General features: G+C 69.9%; 17 protein-coding genes and 5 tRNA genes. 6 read left to right on the top strand and 16 right to left on the bottom strand.

The window, feature by feature from the left end:
* Positions 1-50: 50 nt before the first annotated feature.
* Together EJC51_RS34055 and EJC51_RS34050 are read right to left on the bottom strand one after the other, a co-directional pair.
* Positions 51-1061: an NAD(P)H-dependent glycerol-3-phosphate dehydrogenase gene (locus EJC51_RS34055; protein ID WP_126274563.1), complete on the bottom strand. Its 1011-nt coding sequence runs from the start codon at positions 1059-1061 to the stop codon at positions 51-53.
* Positions 1058-1822 (bottom strand): lysophospholipid acyltransferase family protein, encoded by a 765-nt coding sequence (locus EJC51_RS34050; RefSeq protein WP_097269392.1) that lies wholly within the window; start codon positions 1820-1822, stop codon positions 1058-1060. The genes EJC51_RS34055 and EJC51_RS34050 overlap by 4 nt, the downstream gene beginning before the upstream one ends.
* A gap of 157 nt (positions 1823-1979) precedes the next feature.
* On the opposite strand from EJC51_RS34050, the gene cofC reads away from it, so the two are divergent.
* Complete coding sequence (gene cofC / locus EJC51_RS34045) at positions 1980-2630, top strand: 2-phospho-L-lactate guanylyltransferase (RefSeq protein ID WP_126274562.1); 651 nt, start codon at positions 1980-1982, stop codon at positions 2628-2630.
* A 5-nt stretch (positions 2631-2635) separates the two neighbouring features.
* A complete protein-coding gene (locus EJC51_RS34040; RefSeq protein ID WP_126274561.1) occupies positions 2636-2827 on the top strand; it encodes a hypothetical protein in 192 nt (63 codons plus the stop codon).
* A gap of 78 nt (positions 2828-2905) precedes the next feature.
* Here the strand turns inward: EJC51_RS34040 and EJC51_RS34035 are convergent, their stop codons facing one another.
* The 4 genes from EJC51_RS34035 to leuC form a co-directional block, all read right to left on the bottom strand.
* The gene (locus EJC51_RS34035) at positions 2906-3559 is read right to left on the bottom strand and encodes an HU family DNA-binding protein (RefSeq protein ID WP_126274560.1); all 654 of its coding nucleotides are present in this window, start codon (positions 3557-3559) and stop codon (positions 2906-2908) included.
* Positions 3560-3696: 137 nt separating this feature from the next.
* Entirely contained in the window at positions 3697-3927 is a 231-nt protein-coding gene (locus EJC51_RS34030; protein ID WP_046258874.1) for an SCO5555 family protein, read from the bottom strand.
* A 300-nt stretch (positions 3928-4227) separates the two neighbouring features.
* Positions 4228-4821 carry a 3-isopropylmalate dehydratase small subunit gene (gene leuD, locus EJC51_RS34025; RefSeq protein WP_126274559.1) on the bottom strand — a complete coding sequence of 198 codons (594 nt, stop codon included), beginning with the start codon at positions 4819-4821 and terminating at the stop codon, positions 4228-4230.
* Between the two features lie 6 nt (positions 4822-4827).
* Entirely contained in the window at positions 4828-6252 is a 1425-nt protein-coding gene (leuC, locus tag EJC51_RS34020; RefSeq protein WP_126274558.1) for a 3-isopropylmalate dehydratase large subunit, read from the bottom strand.
* Positions 6253-6444: 192 nt separating this feature from the next.
* On the opposite strand from leuC, the gene ndgR reads away from it, so the two are divergent.
* Positions 6445-7161, top strand: a complete 717-nt coding sequence (gene ndgR / locus EJC51_RS34015; RefSeq protein WP_015036427.1) for an IclR family transcriptional regulator NdgR — start codon at positions 6445-6447, stop codon at positions 7159-7161.
* A gap of 76 nt (positions 7162-7237) precedes the next feature.
* Here the strand turns inward: ndgR and EJC51_RS34010 are convergent, their stop codons facing one another.
* Positions 7238-7756 carry a DUF4188 domain-containing protein gene (locus EJC51_RS34010; protein ID WP_126274557.1) on the bottom strand — a complete coding sequence of 173 codons (519 nt, stop codon included), beginning with the start codon at positions 7754-7756 and terminating at the stop codon, positions 7238-7240.
* A gap of 89 nt (positions 7757-7845) precedes the next feature.
* Here EJC51_RS34010 and EJC51_RS34005 point away from each other — a divergent pair, with 89 nt between their 5' ends.
* On the top strand, positions 7846-8490 hold the full coding sequence (locus EJC51_RS34005) for a MerR family transcriptional regulator (RefSeq protein WP_126274556.1): 645 nt from the start codon (positions 7846-7848) through the stop codon (positions 8488-8490).
* Positions 8491-8556: 66 nt separating this feature from the next.
* On the opposite strand, the gene EJC51_RS34000 is transcribed toward EJC51_RS34005, so the two are convergent.
* The 9 genes from EJC51_RS34000 to EJC51_RS33960 form a co-directional block, all read right to left on the bottom strand.
* Positions 8557-8629, bottom strand: a tRNA-Glu gene (locus EJC51_RS34000).
* A gap of 45 nt (positions 8630-8674) precedes the next feature.
* Positions 8675-8746 (bottom strand) — tRNA-Gln (locus EJC51_RS33995).
* Between the two features lie 20 nt (positions 8747-8766).
* Positions 8767-8839: transfer RNA gene (locus tag EJC51_RS33990), tRNA-Glu, on the bottom strand.
* Between the two features lie 62 nt (positions 8840-8901).
* Positions 8902-8974: transfer RNA gene (locus EJC51_RS33985), tRNA-Glu, on the bottom strand.
* 21 nt (positions 8975-8995) lie between these two features.
* A tRNA-Gln gene (locus EJC51_RS33980) sits at positions 8996-9067 on the bottom strand.
* Between the two features lie 91 nt (positions 9068-9158).
* Positions 9159-9890 (bottom strand): HAD family hydrolase, encoded by a 732-nt coding sequence (locus EJC51_RS33975; protein ID WP_126274555.1) that lies wholly within the window; start codon positions 9888-9890, stop codon positions 9159-9161.
* A 45-nt stretch (positions 9891-9935) separates the two neighbouring features.
* Positions 9936-11420, bottom strand: coding sequence for a glutamate--tRNA ligase (gene gltX, locus EJC51_RS33970; RefSeq protein WP_126274554.1), 1485 nt, complete (start codon positions 11418-11420; stop codon positions 9936-9938).
* Positions 11404-12180, bottom strand: coding sequence for a fumarylacetoacetate hydrolase family protein (locus EJC51_RS33965; protein ID WP_126274553.1), 777 nt, complete (start codon positions 12178-12180; stop codon positions 11404-11406). Before EJC51_RS33965 ends, gltX begins: the two co-directional genes overlap by 17 nt.
* 137 nt (positions 12181-12317) lie before the next feature.
* A complete protein-coding gene (locus EJC51_RS33960; protein ID WP_126274552.1) occupies positions 12318-12503 on the bottom strand; it encodes a hypothetical protein in 186 nt (61 codons plus the stop codon).
* A gap of 601 nt (positions 12504-13104) precedes the next feature.
* Between EJC51_RS33960 and EJC51_RS33955 the strand changes: the two genes are divergently transcribed.
* A complete protein-coding gene (locus EJC51_RS33955; protein WP_126274551.1) occupies positions 13105-16944 on the top strand; it encodes a sensor histidine kinase in 3840 nt (1279 codons plus the stop codon).
* Between the two features lie 9 nt (positions 16945-16953).
* Complete coding sequence (locus tag EJC51_RS33950; protein ID WP_003973453.1) at positions 16954-17367, top strand: roadblock/LC7 domain-containing protein; 414 nt, start codon at positions 16954-16956, stop codon at positions 17365-17367.
* The last annotated feature ends 25 nt before the right edge of the window (positions 17368-17392 follow it).

Raw genomic sequence — 17392 nt, 5'->3', positions numbered from 1 at the left:
TGGTAGAGCCCCGATACAGCGTGGCCGGAGTGGCGTCGCCCAGGCGTCGCTCAGCGTCGCTCGGGCTTCGCGCTGCGCGACATCAGCTCCTTGACGGCGACCACCGGAGGCTTGCCCTCGTGCACGATGGCGACGACCGTCTCGGTGATCGGCATGTCGACGTTGTGCCTGCGCGCCAGATCCAGCACGGACTCACAGGACTTGACGCCCTCGGCGGTCTGCTTGGTGACCGCGATGGTCTCCTGGAGGGTCATGCCCTTGCCGAGGTTGGTGCCGAAGGTGTGGTTGCGCGAGAGCGGCGAGGAGCAGGTCGCCACCAGGTCGCCGAGACCGGCGAGTCCGGCGAAGGTGAGCGGATCGGCGCCGAGCGCGACACCGAGCCGCGCGGTCTCCGCGAGGCCGCGCGTGATGAGCGAGCCCTTGGCGTTGTCGCCGAGCCCCATGCCGTCCGCGATGCCGACGGCGAGCCCGATGACGTTCTTCACCGCGCCGCCGAGCTCACAACCGACCACGTCCGTCTCGGTGTACGGCCTGAAGTAGGGCGTGTGGCAAGCGGACTGGAGTTTCTGCGCGACCGCCTCGTCGGTGCACGCGACCACCGCGGCGGCCGGCATCCGGGCGGCGATCTCGCGCGCGAGGTTGGGTCCGGTGACCACGGCGACGCGGTCCTGCCCCACCTTGGCGACGTCCTCGATCACCTCGCTCATCCGCATGGCGGAGCCGAGCTCGACGCCTTTCATCAGCGACACGAGGACGGTGTTCGGCGCGAGCACCGGAACCCACTCGGCGAGGTTGCCGCGCAACGTCTGCGAGGGGACGGCGAGCACGGTGAAGTCGGCGTCGCGCGCGGCCTCCGCGGCGTCCGTCGTCGCCCGCAGGTTCACCGGGAGTTCGACGCCGGGAAGGTAGTCCGGGTTCGTACGCGTGGAGTTGACGGCTTCCGCGAGTTCGGCGCGACGGCCCCACAGGGTGACCTCGCAGCCCGCGTCGGCGAGGACCATGCCGAAGGCGGTGCCCCATGATCCGGTACCGAAGACAGCCGCCTTGACGGTCGTGCTCACTTGGCGCTCTCCTCCTCGCGGCCGGCCTCGGCCTGACTCCGCCGGCGCTGCTCGATCCGCTCCTTGCGCGGGTCGTAGGGCGTGGCGGGCGCCTTCTCGCCGCGGATCTCCTCCAGCTGGCGGGTGACGGCGGCCATGATGACCTCGGTGGCGTCCTTCAGGAGGTCCGGGGTCATCTCCTTGTCGTAGAACGGCGTCAGGTCCACCGGGGGGCCCGCGAGGACCCGCGAGGTCTTGCGCGGAAGGAGGTTGAGCTTCTTGGCGTACGGCGGCAGCAGTTCGTTGGCGCCCCACTGCGCGACCGGGATCACCGGGCACTTGGTCTGAAGGGCCACCCGTGCCGCGCCGGTCTTGCCCGTCATCGGCCACTGTGCGGGGTCCCGGGTGATGGTGCCCTCGGGGTAGAACGCGACGCACTCGCCGCGCTCCACGGCGTCGATCGCGGCGCGGAAGGCGCTCAGCGCGTCCGTGGTCTCGCGGTAGACGGGGATCTGTCCGGTGCCGCGCATGAAGGCACCGACGAATCCCTTCTTGAAAAGTCCGCTCTTCGCGAGGAATCGCGGAACGCGGCCGGTGTTGTACTGAAAGTGCGCGTACGCGAAGGGATCGATGTGCGAATTGTGGTTCACCGCGGTGATAAATCCGCCATCAGCCGGAATGTTCTCCATTCCGCGCCAGTCCCGCTTGATCAGAACCACCAGCGGCGGTTTGGCGATCACCGCTGCCAAGCGGTACCAGAAGCCGATTCTGCGGCGGGGCACGCGGACACCTTCCTCTAGGGGCCTTGAGGGCCGCACAAGTGTCGCCCCAGGCCGCCGGTCTGTCGAGAACACCGTACGCCTCGCCGCGACGACCGCCAGATGGCCCAGGTGACGGCTGAGTGACAATGGCCGCGACAAGAGAGGGGACGGAACGCTCGTGCAGTGGACCTTGGTCATACCCCTGAAGCCCCTGGAGCGGGCCAAGAGCAGGCTCTCGGACACCGCCGGGGACGGGCTGCGCCCGGGCCTCGCCCTCGCCTTCGCCCAGGACACGGTGGCGGCGGCGCTGGCCTCCCGGGCGGTCGGGGATGTGGCAGTAGTCACGGACGACCCGCTGGCCGGCCGCGAGCTGTCCGCCCTGGGCGCCCGAATCGTCCCCGACGAGCCCCGCGGCGGCCTGAACGCGGCGCTGGCGTACGGGGCGGCGACCGTACGGGCCGCACAGCCCCGAAGTGCCGTAGCGGCCCTCAATGCCGATCTGCCGGCCCTGCGCCCCCTGGAATTGGCCCGGGTCCTGGACGCGGCGGCGGAATTCCCGCGCGCATTCCTCCCGGACGCGGCGGCAATAGGCACGACACTCCTGGCGGTCCGCGAGGGCCAGGAATTGCGCCCGGCTTTCGGAACGGACTCCCGGGCCCGCCATCGCGCGTCGGGGGCGGTGGAGCTGGCTCTCCCGGGCGTCGACTCGGTACGCCAGGACGTGGACACCGGCGAGGACCTGCGGGCGGCACTGGCACTGGGGGTGGGGCCGCGGACGGCGGCCGTCTCAGCGGGCCTGCTGATTCCCGGCCCCCAAGGGCTACGCTGACGACCATGCAGGCCACCGCATACACCTACGACGCCGAGACCCGCACCGGCAGCGTGCTGCTGGACGACGGCACGCCGGTCCCCTTCGACGCCCCGGCGTTCGACGCGGGCGGCCTGCGGCTGCTGCGACCCGGGCAGCGGGTACGGATCGAGCTGGAAGACAGCAAGGTCACCCTCGTGACGTTGCAGACCTTCTGAGCCCCCTCGGCACGAGAACGCGCCGCGGGCCGGACTCCCAGTACGGAGTCCGGCCCGGCGCGTGAGTACCGCTCGCTTTTACCTCTTGCGGGCGGTGGCCTTCTTGGCGGTGGTCTTGCGGGCCGTCGACTTCGCGGCGGGCGCCTTCTTGGCGGTCGCCTTCTTCGCCGGGGCCTTCTTGGCCGTCGCCTTCTTGGCGGTGGTCTTCTTCGCGGCGGTGGTCTTGGCGGCGCCCGTGGTCTTCTTGGCCGTCGTCTTCTTCGCCGTGGTCTTCTTGGCGGTCGCCGTGGTCTTCTTGGCGGTCGTCTTCTTCGCCGTGGTCTTCTTGGCGGCGGCGGTCGCCTTCTTCGCCGGGGCGGCCTTCTTCGCGGCCGCCTTCTTGACCGTGGCGGAAGCCCCACCGGTCAGGCTGCCCTTGGGGGCCTTCTTGACCGCGACGTCGTTCTTCGGGAGCTTCTTCGTGCCGCTCACCAGGTCCTTGAAGCCCTGGCCCGCACGGAAGCGCGGAACGGAGGTCTTCTTGACCCGAACCCGCTCGCCCGTCTGGGGGTTGCGGGCGTACCGGGCCGGGCGGTCGACCTTCTCGAACGAACCGAAGCCGGTGACCGAGACCCGGTCCCCCGCCACGGTCGCGCGGACGATGGCGTCCAGGACCGCGTCGACCGCGTCGGCGGCCTGCTGACGGCCACCGACCTTGTCGGCAATCGCTTCTACGAGCTGCGCCTTGTTCACGTCTTCCCCTTCGGAGACATCGCCCGAACGAAACTGTTCAGGCTTTTTCGCACGTTAGGCAGATATATACCGCAAATCAAACACGAAACGGGCTTATCACCCTTGTGCCGCAACGGGTTCGGCTGTCTCGGACTTGCTCAGCGTTCCTCTTCGGGGAATCGACCCGCGTCGAGGTCCGCCGTGAAGGCCTCCAGACGCCTTGCCGCATCGGCGAGATCGTGCTTGGCCGCGGCCGTAATGACCAGCAGCTTCCGGGTCAGCGCCATCCGTACGCCCTCCGGGACTTGCAGTGCGCGCACCCTTGTGTGCGCTTCCTTGAGTTGGTCCGCGACCGCCGCATAGAGCTTGAGTTGGCCGTCGTGTTCCATGCACAGATTGTGCCATCTGGGGCGAGTTGTCGCCCGCTCAGGGTGCAACTGCCGCCTCAAACGGCCTTCCGGGCGCGCGCCGAAGCCACGGCCACGCCCCTCGCGTACCCCTGCAACACCCCTTCTAACGTGGGAAGTTGAGAAGCGTTTCGGGCGGGCGCAGGGCCGTTCGGGTGCAGACACGGCTGTACCCCCGATCGGGCTGATCGGGGGTACAGCGGGGGGTGTTCGGTGGCCGAAACTCGACCTGTTCAGTTGTGCCGCGCGAGGGGCGCGGTTCGTGTCGCGCGAGGGGTGCGGTCAGACCTCGAGCGTCCGCGGCTTGAACGAGGGCCGCTTGGCCTCGTACGCGGCGATGTCGGCCTCGTTCTGGAGGGTGATGGAGATGTCGTCCAGCCCGTTCAGCAGCCGCCAGCGGGAGTTCTCGTCCAGCTCGAAGCTCGCCGTGATGCCCTCGGCCCGCACCTCACGGGCCTCCAGGTCGACCGTGATCTCGGCCTCGGGGTCGTTCTCGCTCAGTTCCTGGAGCGATTCCACGATCTTCTGGTCCAGAACCACCGTGAGCAGGCCGTTCTTGAGCGAGTTGCCGCGGAAGATGTCGGCGAACCGGGAGGAGATGACGGCCTTGAAGCCGTAGTTCTGCAGCGCCCACACGGCGTGCTCGCGGGAGGAGCCGGTGCCGAAGTCGGGGCCGGCCACCAGGACGGTCGCGCCCTTGCGCTCGGGCTGGTTGAGGATGAACGTCTCGTCCTTGCGCCAGGCCTCGAACAGCCCGTCCTCGAACCCGTCCCGGGTGACCTTCTTGAGCCAGTGAGCAGGGATGATCTGGTCGGTGTCGACGTTGCTGCGGCGCAGCGGGACGGCCCGGCCGGTGTGCGTGGTGAATGCTTCCATGACTGATCAGACTCCAGCGGCGACAGGGGCGTCGGACAGGTCGGCGGGCGAGGCCAGGTGGCCCAGCACGGCGGTCGCGGCGGCGACCTGCGGCGAGACCAGGTGCGTACGGCCGCCCTTGCCCTGCCGTCCCTCGAAGTTGCGGTTGGAGGTGGAGGCGGAGCGCTCACCCGGGGCCAGCTGGTCGGGGTTCATGCCCAGACACATCGAGCAGCCCGCGTGCCGCCATTCGGCGCCGGCGTCCTTGAAGACCACGTCCAGACCCTCGGAGACGGCCTGGAGACCGACCCGCGCGGAGCCGGGAACGACCAGCATCCGTACGCCGTCGGCGACTTTGCGGCCCTTGAGGAGCTCGGCGGCGGCGCGCAGGTCCTCGATACGGCCGTTGGTGCACGAACCTACGAAGACGGTGTCCACCTTGATGGAGCGCAGCGGCTGCCCGGCCTCCAACCCCATGTATTCCAGGGCCTTTTCGGCGGCGAGGCGCTCCGAAGCGTCTTCGTACGAAGCAGGATCGGGGACGTCCGCCGAAAGCGGCGCGCCCTGACCGGGGTTGGTGCCCCAGGTGACGAACGGCGACAGTTCGGCGGCCTCGATGACGACCTCGGCGTCGAACTCCGCGTCCTCGTCCGTCTTCAGGGTCTTCCAGTACGCGACGGCCGCGTCCCAGTCCTCGCCCTTGGGGGCGTGCACGCGGCCCTCGAGGTAGTCGAAGGTGGTCTGGTCGGGGGCGATCATGCCCGCGCGGGCACCGGCCTCGATCGACATGTTGCAGATGGTCATGCGGGCCTCCATCGAGAGTTTCTCGATGGCGGAGCCGCGGTACTCCAGGACGTAGCCCTGGCCGCCGCCGGTGCCGATCTTGGCGATGATCGCCAGGATCAGGTCCTTGGCGGTGACGCCCTCGGGCAGTTCGCCGTTGACCGTGATGGCCATGGTCTTCGGGCGGACCAGCGGCAGCGTCTGGGTGGCCAGCACGTGCTCGACCTGGGAGGTGCCGATGCCGAAAGCCAGACCGCCGAAGGCGCCGTGCGTGGAGGTGTGGGAGTCGCCGCAGACGACCGTCATGCCGGGCTGGGTCAGCCCCAGCTGGGGGCCGACGACGTGCACGACGCCCTGCTCGACGTCGCCCAGCGGGTGCAGGCGCACGCCGAACTCGGCGGCGTTCTTGCGCAGCGTCTCCAGCTGGACCCGGGAGACCGGGTCGGCGATGGGCTTGTCGATGTCGAGGGTCGGGGTGTTGTGGTCCTCGGTCGCGATGGTGAGGTCGAGGCGGCGCACCTGGCGACCGCTCTTGCGGAGGCCGTCGAAGGCCTGCGGGCTGGTCACCTCGTGCAGCAGATGCAGATCGATGAAGAGGAGGTCGGGCTCGCCCTCGGCGCGCCGGACGACGTGGTCGTCCCAGACCTTCTCCGCGAGTGTCCTACCCATCGCTTTCCCTCCGGCCGGCAAGAGGTGCGCCGGCCCAACTAGAGATCTTCCGGAAGCGGCGCCCGCACCCCTGGATTCCCGGGCAGCCGCCGCCAGGCCCGTTTGGTCCGCGGGCCGCTGTGCATCCAAGGGTTGCGCGTCTCACGAAAAAAGGAACTTGCGTTTCACAGAGTGAGACGTGAGTATCGTTTCATGGACAACAGTAGCGGCGTCGGCGTTCTGGACAAGGCAGCCCTTGTCCTCAGCGCCCTGGAGTCCGGTCCGGCCACCCTCGCGGGGCTTGTGGCGGCCACCGGACTGGCAAGACCCACGGCCCACCGGCTGGCCGTGGCTTTGGAACACCACCGTATGGTGGCGCGCGACATGCAGGGCCGTTTCATTCTCGGCCCACGTCTCGCGGAACTGGCCGCGGCGGCCGGCGAGGACCGGCTCCTCGCCACGGCGGGCCCGGTCCTGACGCATCTCCGTGACGTCACGGGCGAGAGCGCCCAGCTCTACCGCCGCCAGGGCGACATGCGTATCTGCGTCGCCGCGGCGGAGCGCCTGTCCGGCCTGCGGGACACCGTCCCGGTCGGCTCGACGCTCACGATGAAGGCCGGCTCCTCGGCCCAGATCCTGATGGCCTGGGAGGAGCCGGAGCGCCTGCACCGCGGCCTCCAGGGCGCCCGCTTCACGGCGACGGCCCTGTCGGGTGTCAGGCGCCGCGGCTGGGCCCAGTCGATCGGTGAGCGCGAGCCGGGCGTCGCGTCCGTCTCAGCGCCCGTACGCGGGCCTTCCAACCGGGTCGTGGCCGCCGTGTCCGTCTCCGGTCCCATCGAGCGTCTGACGCGCCACCCGGGCCGTATGCACGCCCAGGCGGTCATCGACGCCGCGGCCCGCCTCTCCGAGGCCCTGCGCCGCACGGGCTGACCCCGGACCGGGACATCGACGGAGGGGCCTGCCCCAACGCCGCGGCAGGCCCCTCCGTTCCCCCGATCCCCCCGTGTCAGCCGGTCTTCCCGGCCGCCTTCGCCGACCGGTGCGCGAACCGGTCCTTGGCGTAGCGCCCCCGCCGCTCCAGCGGCACCTGCCCGTGCGCCGCGGCGAGCCCGAACGCGGGCATGTCCCCGTAGATCGCCTCGTACGACCCCTCGGGCACCACATAGGCCTCGTGCCAGATCCCCACATGGCCCTTGACCTTGCCCTCCCGCTCCTTGCGGTTGAGGAGCGCCCAGACGGGGTGGTGGCGCATCTCCGGGGCGTGGGCGTAGGCGTAGAGCTTCTCCTTGGACTCCCAGTACTGGACGATGTAGTACGTCCGCGGCGACGCCGTCAGCATCACCTTGCCCAGCAGCCCCCGGCTCGGGTCCTTGGCGAGCTCCGCCAGCATGCGGAACATCGACAGCATCACCAACCCCCACTGGTGCACCGCCCAGAAGTGGTTGATGCGCATCCCGATGAGCAGGACCACCACGTCCCCCTCGGCTTCGGCGGTCGTCCGTCCCAGTACCGGCTTCGCGAACACGGCTCCCCCACGGCTCCCTCGTCGGACAGCGGCGCTATCCTTCTGGACGATGCTTGGATAGTGACACTCCCCAATGAAGGGCGCAAGACATGCGGCTGGCCGAACTGAGCGAGCGCAGTGGGGTGTCCACGGCGACGATCAAGTACTACCTGCGCGAAGGGCTGTTGACCCCGGGCCGCCAGATCAACACGACCACCGCCGAGTACGACGAGGAGCACCTGCGCCGGCTGCGGCTGATCCGGGCGATGATCCAGGTCGGCCGGGTGCCGGTGGCGACGGTGAAGGAGGTGCTGGGGCACGTCGACGACGACTCCCTGCCCCGCGCGATGCGCCTGGGCGCGGCGGTCTGGGCCCTGCCGCAGGTGCCGGAGCCGGACGCGGACGACGAGTTCGTGCAGGGCGCGCGGGTCGCGATGGAGGAGCTGCTCAGGACGCTGGGGTGGGCCAACGCCCAGGCCATGACGAGCGTCTCGCCGTCCTTCCGCTCCCTCGTGGTGGCGGCGGCCGCGCTGCGCCGGCTCGGCTACGACTGGAGTCCCGAGACGCTCGTGCCGTACGCCCGGCTGATGCGCCAAGTCGCCGAGCTGGACATGGAGTTCATGGAGTCGCATGTCTCGGAGGCGGAGAAGGCGGAGGTGGCGGTGCTGGGCGCGGTGCTCGTCGAGCCGATGCTGCAAGCCCTGCACCGGCTGGCGCAGGAGGAGGAGTCGACGCGGCGGTACGGCTTCGAGTAGGGCGGCGGGAGCCGGCCCCGGGGAACGGCGAAGGCCCCCCACCGAAGTGGAGGGCCTTCCTCTACGTACCCCCGACCGGATTCGAACCGGCGCTACCGCCTTGAGAGGGCGGCGTGCTAGGCCGCTACACAACGGGGGCGTGGAGCCTGTCGGCGTTGAATGTTTTCATCACCGCAGGTCCGAGCTGGTCTACCTGGACTCGAACCAAGACTAACTGAACCAGAATCAGTCGTGCTGCCAATTACACCATAGACCAATGTGGTTTAGACCAGTCAGTACCCCCGACCGGATTCGAACCGGCGCTACCGCCTTGAGAGGGCGGCGTGCTAGGCCGCTACACAACGGGGGCCCTAGCGATCCTGCATCGAGGGTGGTGGGAGCTACCCGAGCCACCTTCGCGGGAAGGATCTGTACCCCCGACCGGATTCGAACCGGCGCTACTGCCTTGAGAGGGCAGCGTGCTAGGCCGCTACACAACGGGGGCTTTGCAGATGAGCTCTGCGAGCTGGCCTACCTGGACTCGAACCAAGACTAACTGAACCAGAATCAGTCGTGCTGCCAATTACACCATAGGCCACTGGAACGCAAGCCCCGAAGGGGATCTTGTTCTAGTTTCGCGCTGTGGGTTTCCGGCCTTTCGGCCCGCTCCCCTCGGCGCAGGAAGAACATTACCCGAAGGTGGACGGGGCTCCAAAACGGGTATCCGCGCCGAGGAGCGCGGGGAGTTCGGCGAGGGTGGCGATGCGGTGCGGCCCGACGGGTGGGTCGACGTCGGCGTACCCGCCGGCACGGTTGATCCACACCGACAGCAGCCCGGCGTCGGCGGCACCCCGGCCGTCGATCTCCGGGTGGTCCCCGACGTACGCCACCTCGTGCGGGGCGAGGTCCAGGGCGTCGCAGGCGGCGAGGAAGGCGGCGGCCTCCGGCTTGGAGACGCCGAGTTCGGCGGCGCACAGGATCGCCTCGAAGCGGTCGTGCACACCGAGGACGCGCAGCTTGTGGTCCTGGACGTGGATGCTGGAGTTGGACAGCACGGCATGCCGGTGGCTGGCGGCCAGGGCGTCCAGAGTCGGCAGGACGTCCGGGAACAGGGCCCAGACGGTCTCGTAGTGGGCCAGGTAACGCCGGAACCAGGCGTCGGCTTCGGCGTCGGTCAGCGGCTCGCCCAGGAACACCCGTACGCGGTCGCGGCGCTGGTCCTCGAAGGACACCTCGCCGGCCGAGAAACGCGCCCACTGCGCGTCGGTGATCGTCCGCCAACGCACGAGGGCCTGCTCCGGAGTCTCGTCCCCGGTGAGCAGGCCCTCGGCCGTCAGATGCAGGCGCATGCCCTCGCGGTCCGCCGTGGTGTAGTCGAAGAGAGTGTCGTCCACATCCCAGATCACGGCGTGAATGCTCATGATCCGACGGTAACCCGGGCCGCGCGGGCGCGTCCGGCGATTCGGCTACGCCGCCAGCTTCGCCAGGGCCGCGTCGATGCGGGCCAGCGTCGCCTCCTTGCCCAGGATCTCCAGGGACTCGAAGAGCGGCAGGCCGACGGTGCGGCCGGTGACGGCGACGCGGACCGGGGCCTGGGCCTTGCCGAGCTTGAGGCCATGGGCCTCGCCGGCGGCCAGGACGGCCTCCTTCAGCGACTCCGCGGAGGTCCAGTCGGCCGCGTCGAGCTTCTCGCGGGCCGTGGCCAGGAGCGCGTCGCTGCCCTCCTTCATCGCCTTCGTCCAGGACGGCTCGTCGAAGACCGGCTCCGCCAGGAAGAGGAAGTCGACGTTGTCGGTGATCTCCGACAGGACCTTCAGACGGGTCTGGGCGTGCGGGGCGATCGCCTGCCACTTCGCCTCGTCGAACTCCTCCGGCGACCAGGGCGCGAACGGTGCCTGGAGCCAGGGGGCGCAGCGCTCGGTGAAGTCCTTCACGTCCAGCAGGCGGATGTGGTCGGCGTTGATCGCCTCGCACTTCTTCAGGTCGAAGCGCGCCGGGTTGGGGTTCACGTCCGCGATGTCGAAGGCCGCGATCAGCTCGTCGGTGGTGAAGATGTCCTGGTCCGCCGAGAGCGACCAGCCCAGCAGGGACAGGTAGTTGAGCAGACCCTCGGGCAGGAAGCCGCGCTCGCGGTAGAGGTTGAGGGACGCCTGCGGGTCACGCTTGGAGAGCTTCTTGTTGCCCTCGCCCATGACGTACGGCAGGTGGCCGAACTGCGGGATGCCCTTGGCGACGCCCAGCTCGATCAGCGCCTTGTAGAGGGCGATCTGGCGGGGGGTGGAGGAGAGCAGGTCCTCGCCGCGCAGGACGTGGGTGATCTCCATCAGGGCGTCGTCGACCGGGTTGACCAGGGTGTAGAGCGGGGCGCCGTTCGCGCGGACGATGCCGTAGTCCGGGACGTTCTCCGGGGTGAAGGTCAGCTCGCCGCGGACCAGGTCCGTGAAGGTGATCGTCTCGTCGGGCATGCGGAAGCGGACGATCGGCTCGCGGCCCTCGGCGCGGTAGGCCTCGACCTGCTCGGCGCTCAGGTCGCGGCAGTGGCCGTCGTAGCCCGAGGGCTTGCCGGCGGCGCGGGCGGCCTCGCGGCGCTCGTCCAGCTCGGCCTGGGAGCAGTAGCAGTGGTAGGCGTGGCCGGCGTCCAGGAGCTTGGCGGCGACGTCCTTGTAGAGGTCCATGCGCTGCGACTGGCGGTAGGGCGCGTGCGGGCCGCCGATCTCGGGGCCCTCGTCCCAGTCGAAGCCCAGCCAGCGCATCGAGTCGAGCAGCTGCTGGTAGGACTCCTCGGAGTCGCGGGCCGCGTCGGTGTCCTCGATGCGGAAGACCAGGGTGCCCTGGTGGTGCCGGGCGAACGCCCAGTTGAACAGGGCGGTGCGGACCAGGCCCACGTGGGGGTTACCGGTGGGCGAGGGGCAGAAACGTACGCGGACGGGTGCGCTAGCCACGCTTGACAACCTTGTTGGTGAGAGTGCCGATGCCTTCGATGGTGACGGCGACCTCGTCGCCGACGGTGAGCGGTCCGACGCCTGCCGGGGTGCCCGTGAGGATCACGTCGCCGGGGAGCAGCGTCATGGCCTCGGTGATGTTGACGATCAGATCCTCGATCGGGTGGATCATCTCGCTGGTGCGGCCGAGCTGGCGCTGCTGGCCGTTGACCGTGAGCTGGATGGTGAGGTCGCTCGGGTCGAGGTCGGTCTCCACCCAGGGGCCGAGCGGGCAGGAGGTGTCGAAGCCCTTGGCCCTGGCCCACTGCTTCTCGCGCCGCTGCACGTCACGGGCGGTGACGTCGAGGGCGCAGGTGTAGCCGAGGATGACGTCCTTGACGCGCTCGCGCGGGACCTCGCGGCACATGCGGCCGATGACCACGGCCAGCTCGGCCTCGTGGTGGAGCTCCTCGGAGAAGGACGGGTACTGGATCTCGTCGCCGGGGCCGATCACCGAGGTGGACGGCTTGAAGAAGGCGAACGGGACGTCCGGGACGTCGTTGCCGAGTTCGCGGGCGTGCTCCGCGTAGTTGCGGCCGTAGGCCACGACTTTGTTGGGGAGCACCGGCGGCAGCAGCCGGACCTTGCTCAGCGGGACCTTCGTGCCGGAGAGCTCGAAGTCGGCGAACGGGATGCCCTTGATGATGTCGAGGACGAGCTCGTCCGGCTTGTCGCCCTCGACCGCGCCGAAGGCGACGTTCCCGTCGATGGAGAATCTGGCGATGCGCACGGGATCCTTGCGCCCCTTAACTGAGCTGGCTGGAGTCTGACGCTCCAGGCTAACGCGGTCAGGGGCGGGTGCCGCGCGCATTACCGAGGGCGCCCCGCGGATGAGCGTGGGCGCCCTGGTGGTCGTACGGCTGTGATCTACTCGGCGGCAGCGGTGACCGGGATCTCCATCAGGACCGTGCGGCGCGGGTTGGCCGTCTGGGTCGGGAGGTCGACGGAGTGCTCCGGGAGCTCCGGGGTCTGCAGTTCGTCGGCGTCCTCGAGGTGCGCCAGCGTCGTGCGCCGCGGGTTGGCTATGTTGCGGAACATCATCGTCGTCTTCACGGTTGTAGTGGACCTTGTCGTCCTCGGGCGTCGGCGGAGTCCCGAAGGACCCTCGCGCAGACGCGGGTTGTCAAAGTGTTACGTCATGTAAAGCGTCAGGCTAAACATGCAATTCCCCTCCGAAGCGCGGAAGACCCCATGATCCGCGTGTGAGTTTGCTCACGACCCCAGGGGCAAAGCGGACAATTCCGAGCCGCAACCCACCCCAACGAAACGGACATTGACCCCCTGAAGCCATCATTCCGCTCCTGATCATGGCGACTGGGACACCCCCGTCACCTCAACGATCCGTAGGCATACGTCCGTTATCGTCCGGATCACTTTCTACGACCGGTGACTCCGCCCTCACGTGGTGTCACGTAGGTCACGGCCTGACCCACTGCCCTTGTTGGAGATCCGGCACTGTGCTGGAATCTCACGGACCGCCGCAGGATCGAGCCGGCGCACAGGGGGCGCACCGAGCGCCGAGTGGCGGCGAGAGGGGGAACCAGCGCCGGTCACTCACGACCATCGGGGGGCGTAATTCAGGACGCCCCTCAGTACGCCGACACCGTGCCGTCCGTTCACGCGGAGGGTGCCTGGTCCAGAGGTTGCGACGCTAGTGCAGGGACGTTTCAAGAGGGATGGCAGTGCTTCGGCGGAGCCGGAGCCGCAGGGCGGGACTGCTCCCGGCAATGGCAGTTCCTCGCCCCAGCACGCCCAGAACCCGGGCCAGGTGGCATCCGGCGACGGAGGTGCGCGCCCCGGCGCGACGCCCTCCGGGGCCCCGAACCCCACCGCCCCGACGGTCAAGCCGCCGAAGGGCCCGAGCGGGCCCGGCTCGCGAATAGCGCTGCGCAACTGGCGTATCTCCACGCGCCTGGTGTCACTGCTCGCGCTGCCCGTCGTCGCGGCCACCTCGCTGGGCGCCCTGCGCATCAGCGACAACGTCAACGACATCCAGCAGCTCGAGAACATGAAGCTGCTGACGGACATGACCAAGCAGGCCACGGCTCTGGCCGAGGCGCTGCAGAACGAGCGTGACCAGTCGGCCGGCCCGCTGGCGCACGGCTCCAGCGCGAGCGACTACACGATCAAGGGTCTGCGGGACAAGTCCGACCGCGCCATCGAGGACTTCGTCGACTCCTCGGAGGAGATCGGCGACCAGGGCAGCGGCCTGCAAGGTATCCGCGACAACGTGGTGCTCCTGGTGGCCAGCCTTCGCGAGATCGAGAAGGTCCGCAACAACGCCTACGAGGCCAAGGACAACTCCACCCAGACCGTGGAGGCCTACCACCGCCTCATCACGCAGCTGCTGGACCTCTCGCAGGACATGGCCCAGGCCACCAGCAACCCCGACATGATCCAGCGGACGCGTTCCCTGGCGGCCTTCTCCGCCGCCAAGGAGTACGCCTCCATCCAGCGCGCCGTCCTCGCCGCGGCCCTGCCCGCGAACAAGACGTCCTTCGGTGACCTCTCCGAGAACGACCGGCTGTACGCCCAGTCGGCCCTGGAGAGCGAGGAGTCCGAGCTCAAGAGCTTCCAGTCCATCTACGGCAAGACCAGCGCCGTGGAGCTCCTGGAGCCCATCGGCGACAACAACACGACGATCCAGTCCGCCGACACCTACGCCAGCCGCGCCCTGGACTCCACCAACGGCCTGGAGAACCTGGACAAGCGGTCGTACAAGGACTGGCTGGACGACAGCTCCACCAAGATCGACCAGATGGGCAAGATCGAGAGCACCCTGCTCGAGCAGATGGAGCAGAAGGCCCGCGAGCTGCGCAACGAGTCGGAGAGCGAAGCGATCGTCTCCGGTGCGCTGATCCTGCTCGTGCTCGGTATCTCGCTCGTCGGCGCCTTCGTCGTGGCCCGCTCCATGATCCGCTCGCTGCGCCGGCTGGAGGAGACCGCCACCAAGGTCGCCACCGACCGTCTGCCCGAGCTGGTCAAGCAGCTGTCCGAGTCCGACCCGCAGGACGTCGACACGTCCGTGGAGTCGGTCGGTGTGCACTCGCGCGACGAGATCGGCAAGGTGGCCGCGGCCTTCGACGACGTGCACCGCGAGGCGGTCCGTCTCGCCGCCGAGCAGGCCCTCCTGCGGGGCAACGTCAACGCGATGTTCACCAACCTGTCGCGCCGCTCCCAGGGTCTTATCCAGCGCCAGCTGTCGCTGATTTCCGAGCTCGAGTCCCGTGAGGCCGACCCGGACCAGCTGTCCTCGCTGTTCAAGCTCGACCACCTCGCGACGCGTATGCGCCGTAACGGTGAGAACCTGCTGGTTCTCGCGGGTGAAGAGCCCGGCCGCCGCTGGACCCGTCCGGTCCCGCTGGTCGACGTGCTCCGTGCCGCCGCCTCCGAGGTGGAGCAGTACGAGCGCATCGAGCTGGCCGCCGTGCCGACCACCGAAGTGGCCGGCCGGGTCGTCAACGACCTCGTGCACCTCCTCGCCGAGCTGCTCGAGAACGCGACCTCCTTCTCCTCGCCGCAGACCAAGGTCAAGGTCACCGGTCACGCGCTGCCCGACGGGCGGGTGCTCATCGAGATCCACGACACCGGCATCGGCCTCTCCCCCGAGGACCTCGCCGCGATCAACGAGCGGCTCGCCTCGCCGCCCACCGTGGACGTCTCGGTCTCCCGCCGCATGGGTCTGTTCGTGGTCGGTCGTCTGTCCCAGCGCCACGGCATCCGCATCCAGCTCCGGCCGTCCGACTCCGGTGGTACGACCGCGCTGGTCATGCTGCCCGTCGACGTCGCCCAGGGCGGCAAGAAGCCGCAACCCAAGCCCGGTCAGGGCGCGGGTGGCGGTGCCCCGTCCGCCGCGCAGGCGGCCGCCGGCGTGGCCGCGGCCCGCGGCGGCTCCGGCCGGCCGGGCGGCGGTTCGCTCGGCGCCGGTGCGCCCGCCGGCGGTGCCCTCGGTGCCGGTGCTCCGGCCGGTGGCCGGCTCGGTACCGGTCAGGGACCGCGCGCCGCGCTGCCCGGCACCGGCAACTCCGGTCGTCCCGGTGCGCCCGGTGGCGCGCGTGGGCCGCAGTCGCCGTCCGCTCCGCCGCAGGGCCGGCCCGCTCCGGCCGGTGCGGGCGCGGGCTTCGGCGGTCAGGCTCCGGGTGCTCCGCAGGGTCTGCAGGCCGCCGGTACCGGTGGGCCGCAGGACGCCTTCGGTGGCGGTCGGCCGCCGCAGCAGCCCGCCCCGTCGGCCGGTGAGCAGGGCGGCCGTCGGAGCCGTCTGCTGCCGGGTCGCGGCGGTCCGCGGGCCGAGCTGCCGGGCGGCAACGCGCAGCAGTCGCGGCCCAGTTGGAGCGACGAGAACGCCCAGCCGCAGATCTCGCACGCCTCGCTCGACACCCCGCGCGGCCATGACGAGCAGGACCCCTCGCAGACCTCGCGCATGCCGCGGATCGACGACCGGCAGGGCCCGGGCTCCACGTCCGAGTTCCCCCGCCCGGACTTCGACGCCCCGATGCCGGGTACCGGCGGCCCGCAGCACACCGGCCAGTTCCCCCGGCCGAACGCGGTGCCCGGTGCGCAGGACCCCGGGCAGTTCGCGCCCGCGGACTTCGGCGGACCGCAGAGCACGGGCCAGTTCCCGCGGCCGGACTACGACACCCCGCAGAACACCGGGCAGTTCGCCCAGCCGGGCGCCAACGCCCCGCAGGACGGCACGGGTTCCTTCGTCCGCTCGGACGTCTTCGGCACCCCGGCCCCGAACGGCCCGTCCGCGACCGGCCAGTTCCCGGTCCCGCAGGGCTACGACAACGGCTCCACCGGCCAGTTCCCGGCGCCGAACCACGACAGCAGCTCCACCGGTCAGCACGCGCTGCCGGGCCGCCAGTCCCCCACCGGACCGGTGAACCCGCAGCAGACCGGCCAGTTCGAGCGGCCGCAGCAGGGCGCCGGACGCGGTCCCGCCGACTTCGGCGCCCCGCGGCCCCCGGTCCCGCAGCGTCCGCAGCGGCCGGTACGTCAGGAGCCCGAGGCGCTGCCGCCGGCGGGCCCCGGCGACGGACGCACCCCGCTCTACGACACCCTGGAGACCAACTGGTTCCACGGTACGCAGGGCGGTCAGGGGCAGCCCGCGAACGGCAACGGGGCGGCCCCGGCCGCTCCCCCGGCCCAGGCTCCTCAGCAGCCGCAGGCTCCGGCTGCTCCGCAGCGGCCCGGCTCGGCCGCCTGGCGCAGCTCGCCGAACGACGACCTCGTCCGGCAGGCCGAGCGCGTCCGGCAGCCCGCCGCGGGCGGCGTCACCACCTCCGGTCTGCCGCGCCGGGTGCCCCGGGCGAACCTCGTCCCGGGCACGGCCCAGCAGCAACAGCACCAAGCCGGTCCGGCGGTCTCCCGTGCGCCTGATGACGTACGCGGCCGTCTGACCAATCTCCGTCGGGGTATCGCACAAGGTCGTCAGGTCGGCGGTAACGGCCAGACGGGCAGCTTCCCGAACCCCACTCACCAGCAGGAGCGTTAGTTGAGCCCGATGAGCCAGGCGGCACAGAACCTCAACTGGTTGATCACCAACTTCGTGGACAACACCCCCGGGGTGTCCCACACCGTCGTCGTGTCCGCCGACGGCCTTCTGCTGGCGATGTCCGAGGGTTTCCCGCGTGACCGTGCCGACCAGCTGGCGGCCGTCGCGTCGGGCCTGACCTCGCTCACGGCCGGCGCCTCCCGGATCTTCGAGGGCGGCAACGTGGCACAGACGGTCGTCGAGATGGAACGGGGCTTCCTGTTCCTGATGTCCGTCTCGGACGGCTCGTCGCTGGCCGTGCTCGCGCACCCGGAGTGCGACATCGGCCTCGTCGGCTACGAGATGGCCCTGCTCGTCGATCGCGCGGGCGCGGTGCTCACGCCCGATCTCCGCGCGGAACTGCAAGGCAGTCTGCTTCACTGAACCGCCCCGATCCACCCGTCTCACG

Origin of the sequence: Streptomyces aquilus (genome assembly GCF_003955715.1) — a bacterium.
In the GTDB taxonomy this organism is placed as follows: domain Bacteria; phylum Actinomycetota; class Actinomycetes; order Streptomycetales; family Streptomycetaceae; genus Streptomyces; species Streptomyces aquilus.
Note: the sequence above shows the minus strand (reverse complement) of the source record. Positions and strands in the feature narration are given on the sequence as shown.

Coding starts and splice junctions, on each gene's coding strand:
- EJC51_RS34005 (WP_126274556.1), top strand. CDS start 7,846: ATGCGGCTGGCCGAACTGAGCGAGCGCAGTGGGGTGTCCACGGCGACG.
- leuD (WP_126274559.1), bottom strand. CDS start 4,821: ATGGAAGCATTCACCACGCACACCGGCCGGGCCGTCCCGCTGCGCCGC.
- EJC51_RS34030 (WP_046258874.1), bottom strand. CDS start 3,927: ATGGAACACGACGGCCAACTCAAGCTCTATGCGGCGGTCGCGGACCAA.
- EJC51_RS33950 (WP_003973453.1), top strand. CDS start 16,954: ATGAGCCAGGCGGCACAGAACCTCAACTGGTTGATCACCAACTTCGTG.
- EJC51_RS34040 (WP_126274561.1), top strand. CDS start 2,636: ATGCAGGCCACCGCATACACCTACGACGCCGAGACCCGCACCGGCAGC.
- ndgR (WP_015036427.1), top strand. CDS start 6,445: ATGGACAACAGTAGCGGCGTCGGCGTTCTGGACAAGGCAGCCCTTGTC.
- EJC51_RS33975 (WP_126274555.1), bottom strand. CDS start 9,890: ATGAGCATTCACGCCGTGATCTGGGATGTGGACGACACTCTCTTCGAC.
- leuC (WP_126274558.1), bottom strand. CDS start 6,252: ATGGGTAGGACACTCGCGGAGAAGGTCTGGGACGACCACGTCGTCCGG.